The organism is Pseudoduganella sp. GW821-FHT12E03 (genome assembly GCF_058807115.1).
In genome coordinates this window covers 309378-326938 of the sequence record NZ_JBXAQJ010000001.1, presented here as the reverse complement: position 1 = coordinate 326938, position 17561 = coordinate 309378, and the positions used below count along the sequence as shown (strand labels likewise).

Annotated in this window: 16 protein-coding genes; 14 read left to right on the top strand and 2 right to left on the bottom strand. The window is 65.8% G+C overall.

All coding sequences use genetic code 11. The features are described 5' to 3' along the window. Positions 1–5 precede the first annotated feature (5 nt). From AC1RRC_RS01270 to rodA, 14 genes are all read left to right on the top strand, one after another. On the top strand, positions 6–1679 hold the full coding sequence (locus tag AC1RRC_RS01270; RefSeq protein WP_493053429.1) for a hypothetical protein: 1674 nt from the start codon (positions 6–8) through the stop codon (positions 1677–1679). Further along, positions 1676–2419, top strand: a complete 744-nt coding sequence (locus AC1RRC_RS01265; RefSeq protein WP_493053428.1) for a hypothetical protein — start codon at positions 1676–1678, stop codon at positions 2417–2419. The genes AC1RRC_RS01270 and AC1RRC_RS01265 overlap by 4 nt, the downstream gene beginning before the upstream one ends. Continuing rightward, a complete protein-coding gene (locus AC1RRC_RS01260) occupies positions 2416–2889 on the top strand; it encodes a hypothetical protein (protein ID WP_493053427.1) in 474 nt (157 codons plus the stop codon). The genes AC1RRC_RS01265 and AC1RRC_RS01260 overlap by 4 nt, the downstream gene beginning before the upstream one ends. Beyond that, positions 2864–3613, top strand: coding sequence for a hypothetical protein (locus AC1RRC_RS01255; protein ID WP_493053426.1), 750 nt, complete (start codon positions 2864–2866; stop codon positions 3611–3613). Before AC1RRC_RS01260 ends, AC1RRC_RS01255 begins: the two co-directional genes overlap by 26 nt. An 11-nt stretch (positions 3614–3624) precedes the next feature. Next, positions 3625–4338, top strand: coding sequence for a type II secretion system protein (locus AC1RRC_RS01250; protein ID WP_493053425.1), 714 nt, complete (start codon positions 3625–3627; stop codon positions 4336–4338). Next, entirely contained in the window at positions 4335–5108 is a 774-nt protein-coding gene (locus tag AC1RRC_RS01245) for an ABC transporter permease (protein WP_493053424.1), read from the top strand. The genes AC1RRC_RS01250 and AC1RRC_RS01245 overlap by 4 nt, the downstream gene beginning before the upstream one ends. After that, positions 5108–5872: a hypothetical protein gene (locus AC1RRC_RS01240; RefSeq protein WP_493053423.1), complete on the top strand. Its 765-nt coding sequence runs from the start codon at positions 5108–5110 to the stop codon at positions 5870–5872. Before AC1RRC_RS01245 ends, AC1RRC_RS01240 begins: the two co-directional genes overlap by 1 nt. After that, positions 5869–6459 (top strand): prepilin-type N-terminal cleavage/methylation domain-containing protein, encoded by a 591-nt coding sequence (locus tag AC1RRC_RS01235; protein ID WP_493053422.1) that lies wholly within the window; start codon positions 5869–5871, stop codon positions 6457–6459. Before AC1RRC_RS01240 ends, AC1RRC_RS01235 begins: the two co-directional genes overlap by 4 nt. Before the next feature lie 83 nt (positions 6460–6542). Then, positions 6543–7610 carry a phosphotransferase gene (locus tag AC1RRC_RS01230; RefSeq protein WP_493053421.1) on the top strand — a complete coding sequence of 356 codons (1068 nt, stop codon included), beginning with the start codon at positions 6543–6545 and terminating at the stop codon, positions 7608–7610. A 13-nt stretch (positions 7611–7623) separates the two neighbouring features. Beyond that, positions 7624–8883: an acyl-CoA dehydrogenase family protein gene (locus tag AC1RRC_RS01225; protein ID WP_493053420.1), complete on the top strand. Its 1260-nt coding sequence runs from the start codon at positions 7624–7626 to the stop codon at positions 8881–8883. A 175-nt stretch (positions 8884–9058) separates the two neighbouring features. Next, complete coding sequence (locus AC1RRC_RS01220) at positions 9059–13627, top strand: PAS domain-containing protein (protein ID WP_493053419.1); 4569 nt, start codon at positions 9059–9061, stop codon at positions 13625–13627. Next, a complete protein-coding gene (locus tag AC1RRC_RS01215; RefSeq protein ID WP_493053418.1) occupies positions 13627–14550 on the top strand; it encodes a diguanylate cyclase domain-containing protein in 924 nt (307 codons plus the stop codon). Before AC1RRC_RS01220 ends, AC1RRC_RS01215 begins: the two co-directional genes overlap by 1 nt. An 83-nt stretch (positions 14551–14633) precedes the next feature. Then, the gene (locus AC1RRC_RS01210) at positions 14634–14804 is read left to right on the top strand and encodes a hypothetical protein (protein ID WP_493053417.1); all 171 of its coding nucleotides are present in this window, start codon (positions 14634–14636) and stop codon (positions 14802–14804) included. 18 nt (positions 14805–14822) lie between these two features. Then, positions 14823–15920 carry a rod shape-determining protein RodA gene (rodA, locus tag AC1RRC_RS01205; RefSeq protein WP_493053416.1) on the top strand — a complete coding sequence of 366 codons (1098 nt, stop codon included), beginning with the start codon at positions 14823–14825 and terminating at the stop codon, positions 15918–15920. On the opposite strand, the gene AC1RRC_RS01200 is transcribed toward rodA, so the two are convergent. Together AC1RRC_RS01200 and AC1RRC_RS01195 are read right to left on the bottom strand one after the other, a co-directional pair. Next, positions 15921–16355 (bottom strand): type 2 periplasmic-binding domain-containing protein, encoded by a 435-nt coding sequence (locus AC1RRC_RS01200; RefSeq protein WP_493053415.1) that lies wholly within the window; start codon positions 16353–16355, stop codon positions 15921–15923. It lies immediately after the preceding gene. A 9-nt stretch (positions 16356–16364) separates the two neighbouring features. After that, complete coding sequence (locus tag AC1RRC_RS01195) at positions 16365–17558, bottom strand: hypothetical protein (RefSeq protein WP_493053414.1); 1194 nt, start codon at positions 17556–17558, stop codon at positions 16365–16367. Positions 17559–17561: the final 3 nt, after the last annotated feature.

Below are 17561 nucleotides of genomic sequence, written 5' to 3'. Positions count from 1 at the left end.
ACGCCATGAGGACCGCCCCCACAACGCACCTGGCCTACCTGTGCAGCGGCAGGCTGGAAACCTGGCGCTGGCGGCGCGGCGTGCTGACGGCGGGACCGGTGTTCGTGCCGGACCATGGCGGCATCGACGCTTTTGCCGATTACATGGTGGACCAGGGCCGCCCGCCCGTGCACCTGCTGGCCGACCTGGTCGAAGAAGACTTTCACCGCTTGCTGCTGCCCCACGTACGGGGGCGCGCCGGACGCAACCTGCTGGCGCGCCGCCTGCAGCAGCATTACCGTGAAACGCCCTACCGCCGCGCGGCGCTGCAGGGACGGGAACCGGAACAGGAAGGCGCCGCCGGCCGCCGCGACGACATGGTGCTGATGTCGGCGCTGACCAATCCCGTCGCCGTCCAGCAATGGACCGAAGCGCTGACCCTGGTGGAAGCGCCGCTGGCCGGCATCTGGTCTTGCGCGCTGCTGGGCGCCGCCTTGCCGCCCCTGCTCGGTTTCACGCAAGCGCATGTGCTGCTGGTGACGTGGCAAAGCTGCGGCATGCGGCAAAGTTATTTCAAGAACGGACAGCTGAAGTTTTCGCGCCTGGCGCCGGCGCAGGCCGACTGTGCGGCCGAAACGGCGCGCACCCGCCAGTTCCTCGTCAGCGCGCACTTGCTGGAACGGGGAGAAATGCTGCACACGGTGATCGTCACGCACGACGACGCCATCGCACCGCTGTCGGAACGGTGCGGCAGCGGACCGGAAAACACGTTTCACTTCACGCCGCTGGCAATCGCGTTTGAGCGCTGCGGCATGGCCGCCGACGATAACGGCGCGCCATTGCTTGCCGACACCCTGCTGCTGCACCTGCTGGCCCGCAACCCTCCGCGCAGCCATTACCCGACCGGTGCGGATGTGCGCTACTACCGTCTGTGGCAGGCGCGGGCCGCGCTGTATGCCTCGGCGCTGGCGGTGGCGGCGTGCGCGCTGGTGTGGACCGGCTTCAATCTGTGGGCGTATGCCGAGGCGAATGTGGCGGCAGGCACCCTGGCCGAGGAAAGCCGCCATTTCACGGCACGCTACCGCGGCGCCATGGCCCCGCTCGGCCCCACCGCCGCGCCCACCGCCGATATGCGCGCCGCCGTGATGGTGGACCGCCTGCTGGCGGACCAGGGCCCGGCGCCGCTCGCTATGCTGTCATTGGTCAGCGCCGCGCTGGACCGCACGCCGCAAGTGCAGCTGGTGTCGCTGGCCTGGCAAGTCGAAGCGCCTGCCGGCGCTGGCGGTGCGGCCGGCGGGACCGGTGGCGGGCCGCGCGGCGATGCCGCGAATGGCGGCGGCGGTGCTGCGGGTGCTGCAGGTGCTGCCGGTGCTATAGGTGCTGGAAGCCTCGCGGCACCCGGTGGAACCGGTGGGCTCCCTGACGCGGACCCGGTCCCATCCGCCCTGCTCGGCATCCCCGTGAAACCGCGCCAGTCGCTGCGGGTGGAAGCCGAAGTGCGGCTGGAGCGGGCCGATGCGCGGAACGCGGTCGACAGCATGCATGCGTTTGCCCAGCACCTGGCGCGCCATCCGCGCCTGGCAGTGGCCATCGAACGGCCGGTGCTCGATGTGCGGCCGGACGTCAAACTGAGCGGCCGCGCGACCGGCGACGCGCCGCCGCCGTCGCAGTTCACCTTGCGGCTGGAGCTGGCGCCATGAATACCGTCACCGCCCATCGCGCGCCGCCCTGGTGGCTGCGCGACTTCCGCCATATCCGGCTGGCCGCGCTGGTGTTTGCCGTCGTGGCGGGCGGCGCCATCACGGCGGTGGCCGCAACCCGGCTGCTGTGGCATGAAGCGCGCGACCGCCAGTTGGCGGCGGCACAGGCGCGCGACCTGGCGCGCACGCAATTCGCCCAGGTCGAACAGGAAAAGCGCGACATTGCCCTGTTCCAGCCGATTTACCGGCAATTGCTGGCGCGCCGGCTGGTCGGGACGGAAAACCGGCTGGACTGGCTGGACGCCTTGCGCCAAATGCAAGACCAGTACCACTTGCCCCCCATCTCGTACGACATCGCGCCGCGCCAGCCGGTCGTGGTGTCGCCCGCCATGGACCTTGGCCGCTACCGCCTGTACACCACCCGCATGCGGGTGCAAATGGACTTGCTGCATGAAGGCGACCTGTTCGCACTGCTGTCCGGACTGCGCGCGCAGGGCCACAGCACGGTGCAGGAATGCACGCTGAAACGCCCCGCCTCGGCGCCGAACACCCCGCTGGCGCCCACCGTGACGGCGGCCTGCACGCTGAACTGGGTGACCCTGGCCGCGAACGCCGCGCAGGCCCCTGGCCATTCGGCGGCCGTGGCGCGGCCCGCGTTTGACGGCGGCATGGCCGGACACGGCGCGCCGCCGCAAGCGGCGCCGGCAACGCCCGTGCTGGCGCAGGGAGTCGCGCCATGATCCGCAAGATGCACAGGACGTCCCCGGCGTGCCCGCCGCTCGCCGGGAACAAGATGTTGTCCGCGCCCGCAAGGTTGCTGGCAGGCGCCATGCTGGTCCACGCCTTCGCCGCCCATGCCGCCGAACCGCCGCCGCTGGGCCGCCTGTTCAATACGCCGCAGCAGCGGGCCCAGCTCGATGCGCAGCGCTATGGCACGGCGCAGCCAGCCGCCGGTGCGGACGCCGCGCCGCCCGCACCGGCGCCGCCCCCGCCACCCCTGGTGTTGAACGGCGTGGTGCGTCCCGCGCAGGGTAAGGCCACGGTCTGGCTGAACCAGGAAGCCGTGCCGGACGGGCAAAGCATTGTCGGGCGCAATGGCAAGGTCACGCTGATCCTGCCGTCAGGCCGGCGCGTCACCTTGAAACCGGGCCAGCGCTACGATGAAACCACCGGGGAGGTACGTGATGTCCGCCACGATACGGGCCAATAAAATGCGCCGCGCCGCCAAAAAACAATCCGGCGCCGTGCTGCTGATCCTGCTGGCGATCCTGGCCCTGGCGGGTTCGTCGCTGCTGATGTCCGTATTCGGCAGCGCCCACCCGCAGGCGCGTCGGGAACAGCAGACCCTGCTGCTGCTGGCGCAAGCCAAGGATGCGCTGGCCGGTTTTGCGGCCGTCAATGGCCGCCTGCCCCTGCCTGCCGCCTCCGCGTTCGACGGACTGGAACGCAGGGCGCCCTGCGCCAGCGATGCCGATTGCACCGGCTTCCTGCCCTGGGCGGCGCTGGGCATCGAAGGGACCGATGCCTGGGGCCAGCGGTTGCGCTACAGCGTGACCCCGGCGCTGACCACGTACGCCTATGCCGCATCGACCGCGATAGCCAACCGTACCGTGCAAACCCGCGACAGCGAGGGCGAACTGCATTATGTGGCGGGCAGCCCGGCCTGTTCCGTGCAGGCCCAGTGCGCGCCCTTTGTCGTGCTGTCGCACGGGCGCGATCGCTTTGGGGTCAGCGAGGCGGGGATCGGACGTGCCGGCGGCGACACCGGCAATGACGATGAACTGGCCAATGCGGAACAAGCGCTGCACTTCATCACCCGCTCCGCCACCACGGACCCGCGCCGGCCCGGCGGGCAATTCGACGACCTGGTGGCCTGGCTGCCCCTGGACTTGCTGTACCAGCGCATGCGCGCCGCGCGCACGCTGCCAAACTAAGAGAAGACACCATGCGCCATGCACAGCAACGCGGATTCAGCCTGGTGGAAATTGCCATCGTGCTGGTGATTGTCGGCCTGATGATCGGCGGCCTGCTGACGCCGCTCTCGGTACAAATGGAACAGCGCCGCGTGGCCGAAACCCGCCGCATGCTCGATGACGCCAGGGAAGCGCTGGTCGGCTACGCGGTGCGTCACGGCCATCTGCCCTGCCCCGCGATTTCCGCCGCCAATGGCGAAGAAGACCGCAGCGGCTACCGCTGCACGGACGAGCGGCGCGACGGCTTCCTGCCCTGGGCCACCCTGGGCTTGCCGAAACTCGATGCGTGGAACCACCTGTACCGCTACAGCGTCACGCCGGCCTTTGCCGACAGTGGCCAGCGCTTCAAGCTGATCACCCCGCGCGACATCACCGTGCATACCCGCGACGCCTCCGGCGCACTGGCCTATGCCGCGCCGGCGCAGGATGTGCCGGCGGTGATCGTATCGCACGGGGCCAATGGCGCCGGCGCATACAGTGAACTGGGCGTGGCCGTGGCCAGCCCCGCCGGTTCGGCCGGCGGCAATGACGATGAACGCGCCAACGCGCAATCCGATGTGAATTTTGTCGTCCGCCAGCACAGCGACAACCGCGCGCAGCAAGGCGGCGGATTCGATGACATTGTGGTGTGGGTCTCGCCCAATATCCTGTTCAACCGCATGGTGGCGGCGCAGGTGCTGCCATGAACGCCATGACCGCGATGACCGCGATCGCCCGCTGCACCGTGTTGGAAGCCTGGCGCGGACGCTTGCCATGGGTGATGGCGGCGCTGGCCGCCGCCGCGGTTGGTATCGCAGGATTCGCCGGCCAGCTGGCGCTGACCGAAGGTGGCTTGCTGCACACCGCGCTGCTGGGCGCCCTGCTGCGGCTGGCCTGCGCCGGCGGCATTGCCGCCTTTGCCGTCCTGTCGGTGATGCGGGAAGCCGAGGGACGCGGCATGCAATTATTGATGGCCATGCCCCTGCCACGCGGCGCCTGGCTCGCAGCCCGGTTCGCCGGGCTGGCGCTGCTGGCGGCGCCGATGGCATTGGCCAGCGGGGCGTTGCTGGCCCTGTGCGCGGCGCCCGGCCAAATTGTGCTGTGGACCTTATCCCTGCTGTGCGAACTGTGGCTGGCGGCCGGACTCGGACTGCTGTGCGCACTGGCGCTGGCGCATCCGCTGCCCGCGCTGGCGGCGGCGCTGGGCTTTTATGTGCTGTCCCGCTCGGCCGCGGCGCTGCAACTGGCGGCGCAACATCACTTGCAACCGGACGATGCGCTGCGCCACTGGACGGCATGGACGTTTGATGCGATTGCCGCGCTGCTGCCCCGGCTCGACCTGTACACCCGCGCCAGCTGGCTGATTTACAGCGATGGCGGCTGGGCCGCGCTGGCCGCCATCACCGGGCAAACCGCCGTCTATGTCGCGCTGCTGGGCGCGGTGGCCTGGTTCGACTTGCGGCGCAAGGAATTGTGATGGACCGCCATGCTGCGCCGCGCTCCGCCGCCTGCGGCAGTCAACAGCAACCGCCGCCAGCGTTGCGCAGGACGTGGTCCGCGCATGCGCCGCATTGGCTGGTAACAGCGGCTATCGCGGCGCATTTGTTGTATGGCGCCTTGCTGCCGCCTCCGGTCATGCACGCGGAACCGGTGCCCACAGCCCCCGCCACCGCCTGGCTACGAGCGGCCAGCCTGGGCGAACCGGAAGTCTTGTCACGGATGCTGATGCTGCACGTGCAAACTTTTGACGAAGGCGGCGGCTGGCGCGAGCTCGATTACACAGCGCTGGCGGCATGGCTTGACCGGGCGCTGGACCTCGATCCGCGCGGACAAGCGCCGCTGCTGGCGGCGGCCGACGTATATGGCGCGGTCCACGACCCGGCCCGCGTGCGCGTCATGCTGGACTGGATCGAGCACCGCTTCAGCGAAGACCCGGACCGGCGCTGGCCATGGCTGGCCCACGCGGCGCTGCTGGCGCGCCACCGCTTGCACGACACCGCCCTGGCGCTGCGCTATGCGCAGGCGCTGCGCCGGCACGCCACCGGCCCGCACGTGCCGCCGTGGGTGCGCGAACTCGAACCCGTGCTGGCGCAGGCATCGGAACGCGACGCCACCCGCATGGTTGCCGGCGGCCTGCTGGCCACGGGCCAGGTGCGCGATGCCGCGCAATTGCACTGGCTGGAGCGCCGGCTGCGCAGAACCGAACAACCCATTTCATCCACTTCGGAGACGATTCCATGAAACCCATCAAACCACTGCAAGATCCCCGGCACAGACACGGCTTCACCCTGGTGGAAATCGCCATCGTGCTGGTCATCATCGGCCTGTTGCTGGGCGGCGTACTGAAAGGCCAGGGCCTGATCGACAGCGCCAAGGTGAAAAACATCATCCAGCAATCGAATTCGCTGACGGCGGCCGTCAACGCATACCAGGACAAGTTCCGCGCGCTGCCGGGCGACGACCCGCTGGCGACCTCCCACGTGCCGGGCGCCACCGGCAACGGCAATGGCGACGGCCAGATTGCCGAATACCACCTGGCGCCGCAGCACCTGGCGCTGGGCGGGTTTATCACGGGCTCGTATAACGGCACCACCGACTTCATGAGCAGCGCCCAGGGCGGCGCCGTCTACCTGTATAACGACGTGGTGGGGGGGCGCGGCGGCAACGGCATCCGCTTCGACAACTTGCCCGACACCTTCGCGGAACAGATCGACGCCAAGCTCGATGACGGCAAACCCGGCACCGGCACGGTGCGGGCCAACACCGGCGCCGCCGGGGCCTATACCAACTCCGGCGCGATTGTGACCCGCACCGCCATCTTTTTCTGACGATTTCTCAAAAAACGCACGCACGTTCTATTTTTTGGGCTAGAATAAAAAACACCACAAGACTTCTACCCGGGAGATGCACGATGTTTGAAGAATTCATGGGCACCAAGGCGGTGTCCGAGCGCCACCAGTTCGACACGGCGGCGCTGGACGCGTACCTGGCGCGGCATATCGACGGTTACCCGGCCGGTGACTTGACCGTGGTGCAGTTCAAGGGCGGGCAATCGAATCCCACCTTCAAGCTGTCCAAGGGGAACCAGCACTACGTGCTGCGCACCAAGCCGGCGCCAGCCGCCAAGCTGCTGCCGTCGGCCCATGCGATCGACCGCGAATACCGCGTCATGGATGCGCTGAACAAGGCCGGCTTCCCGGCCGCGCGCCAGTACACGCTGTGCCTGGACGAAGCCATTATCGGCCGCGCCTTCTATGTGATGGAATTTGTCGAAGGCCGGGTCCTGTGGGACCAGGCCCTGCCCGGCATGACCCCGGCCGAACGGCAAGCCATTTACGCGGAACAGAACCGCGTCATCTCGCTGCTGCACACCATCGATTACAACGCCATCGGATTGCAAGACTATGGCAAGCCAGGCAATTATTTCCAGCGCCAGATCGAGCGCTGGTCGAAACAATACGTGGCCTCGCAGACCGAACCGATCGATGCGATGGACCAGTTGATCGCGTGGCTGCCCGCCAACATCCCGCCTGGCGATGAAACGTCCATCGTCCACGGCGACTTCCGCCTCGATAACATGATCTTCCATCCGACCGAGCCGCGCGTGCTGGCCGTGCTGGACTGGGAACTGTCGACCCTGGGCCACCCGTTTGCCGATTTTTCCTACCACGCGATGGGCTGGAATATCGATCCGGGCCAGTTCCGGGGCATCGCCGGGCTGGACCTGAAAGCGCTGGGCATCCCGTCGCAACAGGAATACATCGCCGCCTATGCCGAGCGGACCGGCCGCACCCTGCGCCTGGAAGATTTTAATTTCTACCTCGCTTTTAATATGTTCCGCCTGGCCTCCATCATGCAAGGCATCATGAAGCGTTATGTCGACGGCACCGCCGCCAGCGCCCAGGCGCTGGAATCGGGCAAGATGGCGCGCCCCATGGCGGAACTGGCGTGGGCTTACGCCAACGGCAAATCCATTTAAATAAGGGACCAGCATGGACTTCGAATACTCCGACCGCTGCAAAGAATTGCAAGGCAAATTGCTGGACTTCATGGACCGCCATGTGTATCCGGTGGAAAACGTGTTTTATGAAGAAGTCGACCGCAACGGGCGCGAAAAAAACAACCGCTGGATTCCCACGGACATCGTGGAACAATTGAAGCCGCTGGCCCGTGAACAAGGCTTGTGGAATTTGTTCCTGCCCAAATCGCCGCGCGCGCCGGAAGGCTTGTCGAACCTCGATTACGCGCCACTGTGCGAAATCATGGGCCGCGTGCCCTGGGCGCCGGAGGTGTTCAACTGTTCCGCGCCGGATACCGGCAACATGGAAACCCTGGAACGCTATGGCACGGAGCAGCACAAGCAACAATGGCTGGAACCGCTGCTGCGCGGCGAAATCCGTTCGGCCTTCGCCATGACGGAGCCAGCGGTGGCGTCGTCGGACGCCACCAATGTCGAGATGAAAATTGACCGCGACGGCGACGACTACGTCATCAATGGCCGCAAATGGTGGATTTCCGGCGCCGGCGACCCGCGCTGCAAGCTGTTCATCACCATGGGCAAGACCGATTTCAACGCACCGCGCCACCAGCAGCAATCGATGGTCCTGGTGCCGTCCGATACGCCGGGCATCACCATCACGCGTCCGTTGCCGGTGTTCGGCTACGACGACGCGCCGCACGGCCACTGTGAAATCGTGTATGACAACGTGCGGGTGCCGGCCTCCAGCATCTTGTTGGGCGAGGGCCGGGGCTTTGAAATCGCCCAGGGGCGCCTGGGCCCGGGCCGCATCCACCATTGCATGCGCGCCATCGGCGTGGCCGAACGCGCGCTGGAATTGATGTGCAAAAGGTTGAACAGCCGCGTCGCGTTCGGCAAAAAGATCGCCGACCAGGGCGTGTGGCGCGAACGCATCGCCGAAGCCCGCATCCAGATCGACACCGCGCGCCTGCTGACCCTGAAAGCGGCGTACATGATGGATACCGTCGGCAACAAGGGTGCACAGGCGGAAATCGCCATGATCAAGGTGCTGGCGCCCAATGTGACGCAGCAAGTGCTGGACTGGGCGATCCAGGCCCATGGCGCGGGCGGCGTGTCGGGCGACTTCCCGCTGGCCTACCAGTGGGCCGGCAACCGCACCCTGCGCCTCGCCGATGGGCCCGATGAAGTGCACCGCAATGCCATCGCCAAGCTGGAACTGGCCAAGCATGTGGCGCTGAAAGAAGACCTGGCACTGCCCGTCACCCGCGGCTGAAGCAGCGCGGAGACATCCGCGCACACGGCCGGCGCCACGCCGGCCGTGTGAGGGAAACCCTTGCTATCCGCCTGCAAGCAAGATGCTACTGTTGCTGTCCAGCACAAAAGCATTTTGCTGAATTCCCGCGCACAGGTATCATCCAATGGCCACCGGACCAACTGGAGACGCCGCAGTGACCACGGAAAACGGAAAGCTGCCGACCATACGCTCCCAAATCGCACTGCTGGTGCTGGTTTGCGCCTTGCCGTCCGTGGTGGGCCTGGGTGTCATGGTGCAGCACTTTTACCAGCGCGAAACCGTGCAAGTGTCGCGCGACGCGCTGGAAACCGCCCGCGCCGTGGCGGCCGCCATCGAACACGATGTCAGCGAAGCGGAAAGCACGGCGCATGCGCTGGCCGGCTCGGTCAGCCTGGCTAAGGGCGACTTTGCCGCGTTCTCGGTGCGGGCCCGCAAACAATTGCGGCCCAGCTTCCCCGGCGCGCAATTCATCCTGACCGATGCGGCCGGCCGCCAGATACTGTCCATCGCCGCGGACACGCCAGCGCCCATCCTTGCGCCGCCAGCCCCGCCCGCTCCGGCGCCGGAACAGACGGCCGCTGCCGCGGGTCCGCCAGCGCGGCTGCGGCCCCTGTTCGAACAGGGCGCCACCGTCGCCGCCAACCTGCCCGCCATCACGCCGGACGGCCAGAGCCGGCTGGCCGTTGAGGTGCCCGTCGATATCGACGGCAAAGTTGTGTACGCCTTGACGACGATCTTGCGCCACGACCGCCTGACCGGCCTGTTGGCCGAACAGCGCCTGCCCCCCCACGTCATCGCCAGCCTGATCGATAGCGACGGCATCATCCTGGCCCGCACCAAAGACCCGCAACGCTTCGTCGGCAAGCCGGTGCCGCCGGACATGCTCGACGCATTGCGCGATGGCGACGAGGGAACCATCCGCACCTTGTCGATGGAAGGCATCAAGGTCTACGCGGCGTTTGCCAAACTGCCCCGGCACAACTGGCGCATCGCCGTGGCCATGCCGGAAGAACATGCGCTGGACGGCATGATGCCTTCGGTGCCGCTGGTCAGTGGCGCCGTCACCTTGCTGGTGCTGGCGGGTTTTGCCATGTCGTGGCTGATGGGAGGCCAGATCGGCCGTTCAGTCAGCGCGCTGACACAGCCGGCGCGCGCGCTGGCCACCGGTGAGCCGATGGTGCTGGACCAGTCGAATTTCCAGGAAGCGGAAGACGTCGCGAAAGCGCTGCGCCAGGTCGAAGGGGATATCCAGCGCCACCGCCACCAGCTCGAATTGCTGGTGGCCGAGCGCACGGCGGAACTGGCGGCATCGAAGGCGCTGCTGGAAAACGTGTATGCCAGCGCGCCGGTCGGGCTGTCGTTTGTCGACCTCGACCTGCGGATCGTGATGATCAATGAATACCTGGCCAAGATCAATGACAAGCCGGTCAGCGAACACATTGGCCGCCATTTTGGCGACGTGATCCGCGACCAGCAAGTGATCCTCGATGTGGAACGCGATTACCGCCAGGTGCTGGCGACCGGCAGGGCGATTTCCGGCATCGAACTGGCCGGCACGGCGCCCGGCCAGCCGGACGAAGTGCGGCACTGGCTGACCGGCTATTTCCCGGTCTGGTCGGCCGAAGGCAAGCTGATTGGCATTACCGGCTTGCTGCTCGACATCACGCAGCAAAAACGCACTGAACAAGAACTGCGCCAGTCCAAGCAATTGTTCAAATCCGTGGTCGAACACATGCCGGTGACCCTGTTCGTCAAAAACGCCAGCGACCTGCGCTTTGAAATGCTGAACCGCCAGGGCGAACTGACCTTTGGCATGCCGCGCGACGTCTTCATCGGCAAGAACGACCATGACCTGTTCCCTGGGGAGCAAGCCGATGCCTTTAATGCGGCCGACCGCCTGGTGCTGGCGTCCGGCGACGTGACGGAAATTCCAGAGGAACCCGTGACCAGTGCGGACGGCCAGCTGCGTTACCTGACCACGCGCAAGGTGGCGCTGCGCGACGACAACGGCAACCCCACCCACTTGCTGGGCATCGCCATCGATATCACCGAGCGCAAGCAGGCTCATGAAACGCTGCGCGCCACATCGGCCAGCCTGGAACGCAGCAACGCCTTCATCCGCGCCATTGCCGACAACGTGCCGGGCATGGTGGCGTACTGGGACGAGCAGATGCGCTGCCGCTTCGCCAACCGGTATTTCGCGGAATTCATGGGCCGCCCGCGCGATGAGTTGCTGGGCGCGACCATCCAGGAAGTGCTGGGCGAACGGCTGTACCAGGAAAACCGGCCCCACATCGACCGCGTCATGGCGGGCCAGGCGCAAAGTTTTTACCAGGACCGCCTGCGCGCCGATGGCGAAATGCGCTTCGTGTGGGCCAGCTACTTCCCGGACATCGACGAGCAGGGCAAGGCGCGCGGCTTCTTTGTCATGGTGTCGGACGTGACCGACTTGAAACGCAGCGAATTGCGGCTGCATGACTTGAACGACCAGCTGGTCAAGGCGCGCGACCGCGCTGAAGCGGCCAGCCGCGCCAAGAGTGAATTCGTGGCCAATATGAGCCATGAAATCCGCACCCCGATGAACGCCATCCTCGGGTTGGCCCGGCTGCTGGAAGAAGCGCCGCTGGAACGGCGCGAACGCAGCTATGTCGGCAAGATCCAGCTGGCCACGCAATCGCTGCTGGCCGTGGTCAACGACGTGCTGGATTTTTCCAAGATCGAGGCGGGCCAGCTGAAACTCGATATCAGCCGCTTCAACCTCGACCATATCCTGACCAGTATCGGCGTCGTCATCAGCCAGGCCGCGTGGGACAAGGGCGTGGAACCGATCTTCGCGGTCGGTTCGGACGTGCCGATGGAACTGGTGGGCGACGCCATGCGGCTGCAGCAAGTGCTGCTGAACCTGGCCAGCAACGCCGTGAAATTCACGCGCGAGGGCGAAGTGGTGCTGAGCGTGCGCCAGGTGGGCGGCACCGCCACCCACGTCAACCTGGAGTTTGCCGTGCGCGACACCGGAATCGGCATTCCCCATGGCCAGCAGGAACACATGTTTGACGCGTTTTCGCAGGCCGACTCCAGCACCAGCCGGCAGTATGGCGGGACCGGACTGGGGCTGGCCATCTGCCGCCGCCTGGTCGACCTGATGGGTTCTTCCATCACGGTCCAAAGCGAGCCGGGACGGGGGTCGGTGTTCCGCTTCACGCTGTCGCTGGAACGGGCCGTCCCCGGCATTCCCGCGCCGGCGCCGCTGCACGCGGCGCTGCAGGGCTTGTCGCTGCTGATCGTGGATGACAACGCCACGGTGCGCGACATGCTGGCGCGCCACTGCCTGGCGCTGGGCTGGAGCGTATGGACCGCCGACAGTGGCGCGGCCGCGCTGGGCATGCTGCACAAGCTGGCCCGTTCGGTCGGCCCGCGCCAGCTCGACTTGCTGCTGCTCGACGCGCGCCTGCCGGACATGGACGGGATCGGCCTGCTGACCCAGGCCCATACCGATCACGGCTTGCAGTTGCCGCCCGCCATCATGATGGCGCCCGACCACCTGACCGAGGAAATGCAGGGCCTGGCGGACACCTTGCACATCGCGTCCGTGCTGGCCAAACCCTCGACCCCGAGCCGCATGATGGCGACGATTACCGCCGTGCGCACCGGCACCGCGCAACCCTCCGCCCTGCCCGCCTCGGTGCCGCTGACGGGACGCCTGGCCGGCGTGCGCGTGCTGCTGGTGGAAGACAATGAAATCAACCAGGAAATGGCCCAGTACATTCTGCTGCACGCGGGCGCGCGGGTGGAAATCGCCGCCAATGGCAAGATTGCCGTCGACATGCTGGCGGCCGACAAGACCCGCTGCGACGCCGTGCTGATGGACTTGCAAATGCCGGTCATGAATGGCTATGAAGCGACCTCCACCCTGCGCAAGATGGGCTTCAAGGATTTACCGATCATCGCCATGACCGCCAACGCGATGGAAGAAGACCGCCGGCTGGCGATCGAAGCCGGGGTCGATGCGCACGTGCCGAAACCGATCGACGTGGAAGAAATGATTGAAACCCTGCTGCGCTTTACCGCCGTGCGCAGCGACCCGGGCGCGGCCAGCGCCGGCGGCTGGGCGATCGAACAAAATGACCGCCCGGCCGAGGTGCCCGGCATCGACCTCGAGGCGGCGCTCAAACGCTTGGCCGGCAACTACCCGGCGTTTGTCGGCTTGCTGAAACGCTTTGAAAACTCCCAGGGCGGGACCGTGACCGATGTCCGAATGTTGTTAGCAAACAACAAACGGGAAGAAGCCGCGAAACTGCTGCACCGCTTGCGCGGCGTGGCCGCCAACCTGGGCGCGGGCGACATTGCCCGCATCAGCGCCCAGGCCGAGGTGGCGCTGCATCAGGACAATGATGCCGAGATGGCCTTCCTGTTGACCGCGCTGGACCAGTCGATCGGCATCGTGACCACGGCGGCCCGCACCCTGCCGCTGCCGCTGCCGACCGGCGCGCCCGAGACCGAACAAGGGATGGAACGGGACCTGACGCAAGCGTTGCAAGAACTGGTATCCTTGTTACAGACTAACAATATGAAAGCCTTGACACATTTCCAGTCCGTCCGCCCCCTGCTCGATTCGAACGGGCACGGCACGGTGCTGGCGCTGGCCAATGCGATCGAAACGCTGGATTTCGCCGCCGCTGAAGCGCTGGTGCGCGACCTGTTAAAGCGAAAGGAAAACGCATAATGAGCTGGTCCGACCTGGCCATGAATGGCCGCATCCTGATCGTCGACGATGCCATGGAAAACATCCAGATCCTGCATCACGCGCTGCGCGACGAACATGATGTGTTATTCGCCTTGAATGGCGAAAAAGCGCTGCAGATTGCCCACAACCAGTTACCCGATCTGATTTTGCTCGACGCCGTGATGCCGGGCATGGATGGCTATGAAGTCTGCGCCGCCCTGCGCGAATCGGCCGCCGTGCGCGATATCCCGGTGATTTTCGTGACGGCGCTGACGCATCCGGAAGATGAAACGCGCGCACTGGAAGCGGGCGCGGTGGACTTCATCAGCAAGCCGTTCAATTCCGCCGTGGTGCGGGCCCGGGTCCGGACCCAGCTGACCATCAAGCGCCAGGCCGACGCCATGCGCGAACTGACCCTGACGGATGTGCTGACCGGCGTGGCCAACCGGCGCAGCTTCAATGAAGCGATGGACAATGAATGGCGCCGCTGCGCCCGTGCGGAACAGCAGCTGGCCGTGATCATGATCGACATCGACCACTTCAAGAATTACAACGACGCCTATGGCCACCAAGCCGGCGACCATTGCCTGCAACAGGTGGCGTCCACCATGAAGCACTGCGCGGGCCGCCCGCCGGATTTGCTGGCGCGCTATGGCGGCGAGGAATTCATCATCCTGCTGCCGGCGGTCGGCGCCGATGGCGCCGAAGTCGTGGCCATGCGCATCCTGGAAGAAGTGCGGGGCCTGGCCCTGCCGCATTCCGCATCGTCGGCGGCGGACCACGTGACCGTGTCGATGGGCGTGGCGGCGGTCCAGCCCAGCGACGACAACGACCCTGATGCGCTGATCCGCGCAGCCGACGCCATGCTGTACCGGGCCAAGGAAACCGGGCGTAACCGTTACTGTATCGGTGGCGGGAATTAACCGGGCCTGCGGCACCGGGCTGCACGCACGGCGGCTTTGCTGTTGCAAAACCGCCCTACCGAGTCATTGTCAACGATATAATCATGGCTGACCACCTTGCACCAGCCATGCACGAACCTACATCTCCTCCTCTGTCGTCCTCCGACGCCGCCGATGCGGTCCGCTTCCGTCAACGCCTGACCGTCCTCGGCGCCATCGCCCTTATTGGCCTGGTTGCGCTGACCGCGCGCCTGGTTTGGCTGCAGGCCTTCTGATTTACTGATTATTCCCGTATGACCCCGTTACCGTTGTGGCGCCGCGTGCGTCCGTATATTGCCGTCGATGCGCGCTTGGCGCTGCTGGTCGGCTTGCTGGTGGCCGCCGGCCTCGGCACCCTGTATTCCGCCGCCCTGGATTTCCCGGGCCGCTTTGAACTGCAATTGCGCAATGTGCTCATCGCCATGGCGCTGATGTGGGCCGCCGCCAACGTGCCGCCGCCAACGCTGATGCGCTTTGCGGCGCCGGTCTATGGCCTGGGCGTTGCCCTGCTGCTGGCCGTGTTCCTGTTCGGGATCAGCCGCAAGGGCTCGCAGCGCTGGATTTGGATCGGTTTTGAATTCCAGCCGTCGGAAATCATGAAGATCGCCATGCCGCTGATGCTGGCGTGGCTGTTCCATCAATTCGGCGCCATGAAGCGCGCGCATTTATTCCTGGCCGCGGGCGTGCTGCTGGCGGTTCCCGTCGGCCTGATCATCAAGCAGCCCGACCTTGGCACCGGCTTACTGGTGCTGGCGGCCGGCATCTATGTTGTGCTGCTGGCGGGACTGTCATGGAAAGCGCTGGCCGCCATGATGGCGGCGGGACTGGCCGCGATCCCCCTTTCCTGGCCATTGCTGCACGATTACCAGCGTAACCGCGTGCTGACCCTGCTGGACCCGGAAGCGGACCCGCTGGGCAAGGGTTTCCAGATCAAGCAGGCCGGGATTGCCATCGGCTCCGGCGGCGTCTCCGGCAAAGGCTGGCTGGAAGGCACGCAAGGGCACCTGGGCTTCGTGCCGGAACGTTCCACCGATTTTATCTTTTCCGTGTTTGCCGAAGAATTCGGGCTGGCGGGCAACCTGGTCTTGCTGGTGCTGTATGCCTTGCTGATCGTGCGCGGCCTGCAAATCGCGGCCGATGCGCCCACCGTGTTTTCGCGTCTGCTGGCGGGCGCCATCACCTTGATTTTCTTTACCTATGCCTTCATCAACCTGGGCATGGTGAGCGGGATTGTGCCGGTGGTGGGGGTGCCGCTGCCCTTCTTCAGCTATGGCGGCACCGCCCTGATGACGCTCGGTACGGGCTGCGGCATGCTGATGAGCATACGGCGCGCCGCGCTGGCGCCACGGTGACTATTGCACGGTCAGGATCACCTTGACGCTGTCGTCCACGGCGGATTTTTCAATGTAGCCAATCGCATTGACATCGGCCGCCACCGCCTTCCTGACGTCGGCGCTGCTGGCGAACTCCTTGGGGGCATTGCCCTTGCCGGTAAACACCAGCTTGGACCACGCCGCCTTGACCTGCGAGATATCCTTGCCCAGCACTTTCTGGCTGAACTCGTTTCGCAGCGGCCCTTCCGTGTGTTCGATCGGGGTGAACAACGCGGATTTCCCGACAAAGAATTGCGCCGCCTGTTCGCTGAACATGCGCGTGGCGGGGTTCTTCGGATTGACGATGACGACGATTTCCGCCGCCGTGGCCGATGCCACGGCACTGAAAAGAACAGCCGCCGTCACGGCAACTTGCGCGGTTACTTTCGTGATCGGCTTCAATGATCTGATCATGGCAGCCTCCTAGAACACGAAGTCGATACCGGCGGCATACACATTCACCGGCCCGGTGAACCCTGGCGCGGGCTTGATGAAGGCGCCCGCCCCTTCCTTGGGCCTGATGCGGTCCCACTGCACCTTGAGCGCCATCGAATCACGGAAGTCCCAGCGCACCCCGACCGCGTTGGCGCTCTGGATCGCAGCGCGGATCGCGCCATTGACCGCCGCCGTCAACGGCGCCGCCGGTCCCGTGGCGGGCATGCCGGGCATGGTGCGGATGGATTTCTGGTCGATATTGCCGTGGTAATAATACGGCAGCACCTTGCCAAAGCGGTAGCCACCCATCACGTACCAGGAATTGGTGTGCATCACGAGCCGGGTATCGGTGCGCCGCATGGCGTACTCGCCCTGCAGCACGATGTTTTTCCAGTCCATGGTGCCGCCAAAGGACGTGAAGCTGCCGTCGACGTCGCTGATGCGGATCTGGTCGGCGACGGCGGCGAAACCAGAGGCGCGCAAGGTCGTGCCCAGCCCGGTCAGCGCGGCGCTGCCGGTAATGGAAAACTTCGCATTGGCGCGGCCGAAACGCAGGGTGAACGGGCCGTTTTCCGCCACCACGTGCAGCGACAGCACCGGATGGTATTCGATGTAATTGCCGACCAGCTTTTGCCGCGTATGGCCGCCGCCGAATTGCACGGTCAGGGTGGTGTCGCCAAAGGTCGGCTGCCAGACCAGGTCCGCGCCATCGAAATAGTCGCCGCTGACCTGGCGGTACACTTCCGCTGGCGGCCGGATCATGGTGTTGGCGTAGCCGACCTGGCGGAAGTCGGAAATCATGTAGACCGGCACGCCGATGCGGCCGACCCGGAAGTTCAATTCATCCGTGGCTTTCCACTTGGCGAAGGCCCACGCCAGTTCCGCGCCCACGTCATCGACCGGGTTCTTGCGCACCAGTCCCTGCACGGTGAACGACAGGCTGTCGGTGGCTTTGGCGGTCGCTTGCAGGCCGAAGTTCGAATCAATGCCGGTGCGCCAATCCTGTTTCGCGCCGGCCGACTGGTTGGGCCGGATGAATTCCGCCTTGTCGGTATCGGTGCGGGTGGCGGCCAGGGTGCCAAAGCCGCTAATGGTGACGGCCGGCCAGTCTGCCGCGTACGTGGTGGGGGTCAAAGCGGCGCCGGCCAGCGCCGCGCTCAGCAAGGTCAGTCGAAATCGCATGCA

Excerpts from the sequence above, each read along its gene's own strand:
- AC1RRC_RS01270 (WP_493053429.1), top strand. The coding sequence starts at position 6 with ATGAGGACCGCCCCCACAACGCACCTGGCCTACCTGTGCAGCGGCAGG.
- AC1RRC_RS01265 (WP_493053428.1), top strand. The coding sequence starts at position 1,676 with ATGAATACCGTCACCGCCCATCGCGCGCCGCCCTGGTGGCTGCGCGAC.
- AC1RRC_RS01260 (WP_493053427.1), top strand. The coding sequence starts at position 2,416 with ATGATCCGCAAGATGCACAGGACGTCCCCGGCGTGCCCGCCGCTCGCC.
- AC1RRC_RS01255 (WP_493053426.1), top strand. The coding sequence starts at position 2,864 with ATGTCCGCCACGATACGGGCCAATAAAATGCGCCGCGCCGCCAAAAAA.
- AC1RRC_RS01250 (WP_493053425.1), top strand. The coding sequence starts at position 3,625 with ATGCGCCATGCACAGCAACGCGGATTCAGCCTGGTGGAAATTGCCATC.
- AC1RRC_RS01245 (WP_493053424.1), top strand. The coding sequence starts at position 4,335 with ATGAACGCCATGACCGCGATGACCGCGATCGCCCGCTGCACCGTGTTG.
- AC1RRC_RS01240 (WP_493053423.1), top strand. The coding sequence starts at position 5,108 with ATGGACCGCCATGCTGCGCCGCGCTCCGCCGCCTGCGGCAGTCAACAG.
- AC1RRC_RS01235 (WP_493053422.1), top strand. The coding sequence starts at position 5,869 with ATGAAACCCATCAAACCACTGCAAGATCCCCGGCACAGACACGGCTTC.
- AC1RRC_RS01230 (WP_493053421.1), top strand. The coding sequence starts at position 6,543 with ATGTTTGAAGAATTCATGGGCACCAAGGCGGTGTCCGAGCGCCACCAG.
- AC1RRC_RS01225 (WP_493053420.1), top strand. The coding sequence starts at position 7,624 with ATGGACTTCGAATACTCCGACCGCTGCAAAGAATTGCAAGGCAAATTG.
- AC1RRC_RS01215 (WP_493053418.1), top strand. The coding sequence starts at position 13,627 with ATGAGCTGGTCCGACCTGGCCATGAATGGCCGCATCCTGATCGTCGAC.
- AC1RRC_RS01210 (WP_493053417.1), top strand. The coding sequence starts at position 14,634 with ATGGCTGACCACCTTGCACCAGCCATGCACGAACCTACATCTCCTCCT.
- rodA (WP_493053416.1), top strand. The coding sequence starts at position 14,823 with ATGACCCCGTTACCGTTGTGGCGCCGCGTGCGTCCGTATATTGCCGTC.
- AC1RRC_RS01200 (WP_493053415.1), bottom strand. The coding sequence starts at position 16,355 with ATGATCAGATCATTGAAGCCGATCACGAAAGTAACCGCGCAAGTTGCC.
- AC1RRC_RS01195 (WP_493053414.1), bottom strand. The coding sequence starts at position 17,558 with ATGCGATTTCGACTGACCTTGCTGAGCGCGGCGCTGGCCGGCGCCGCT.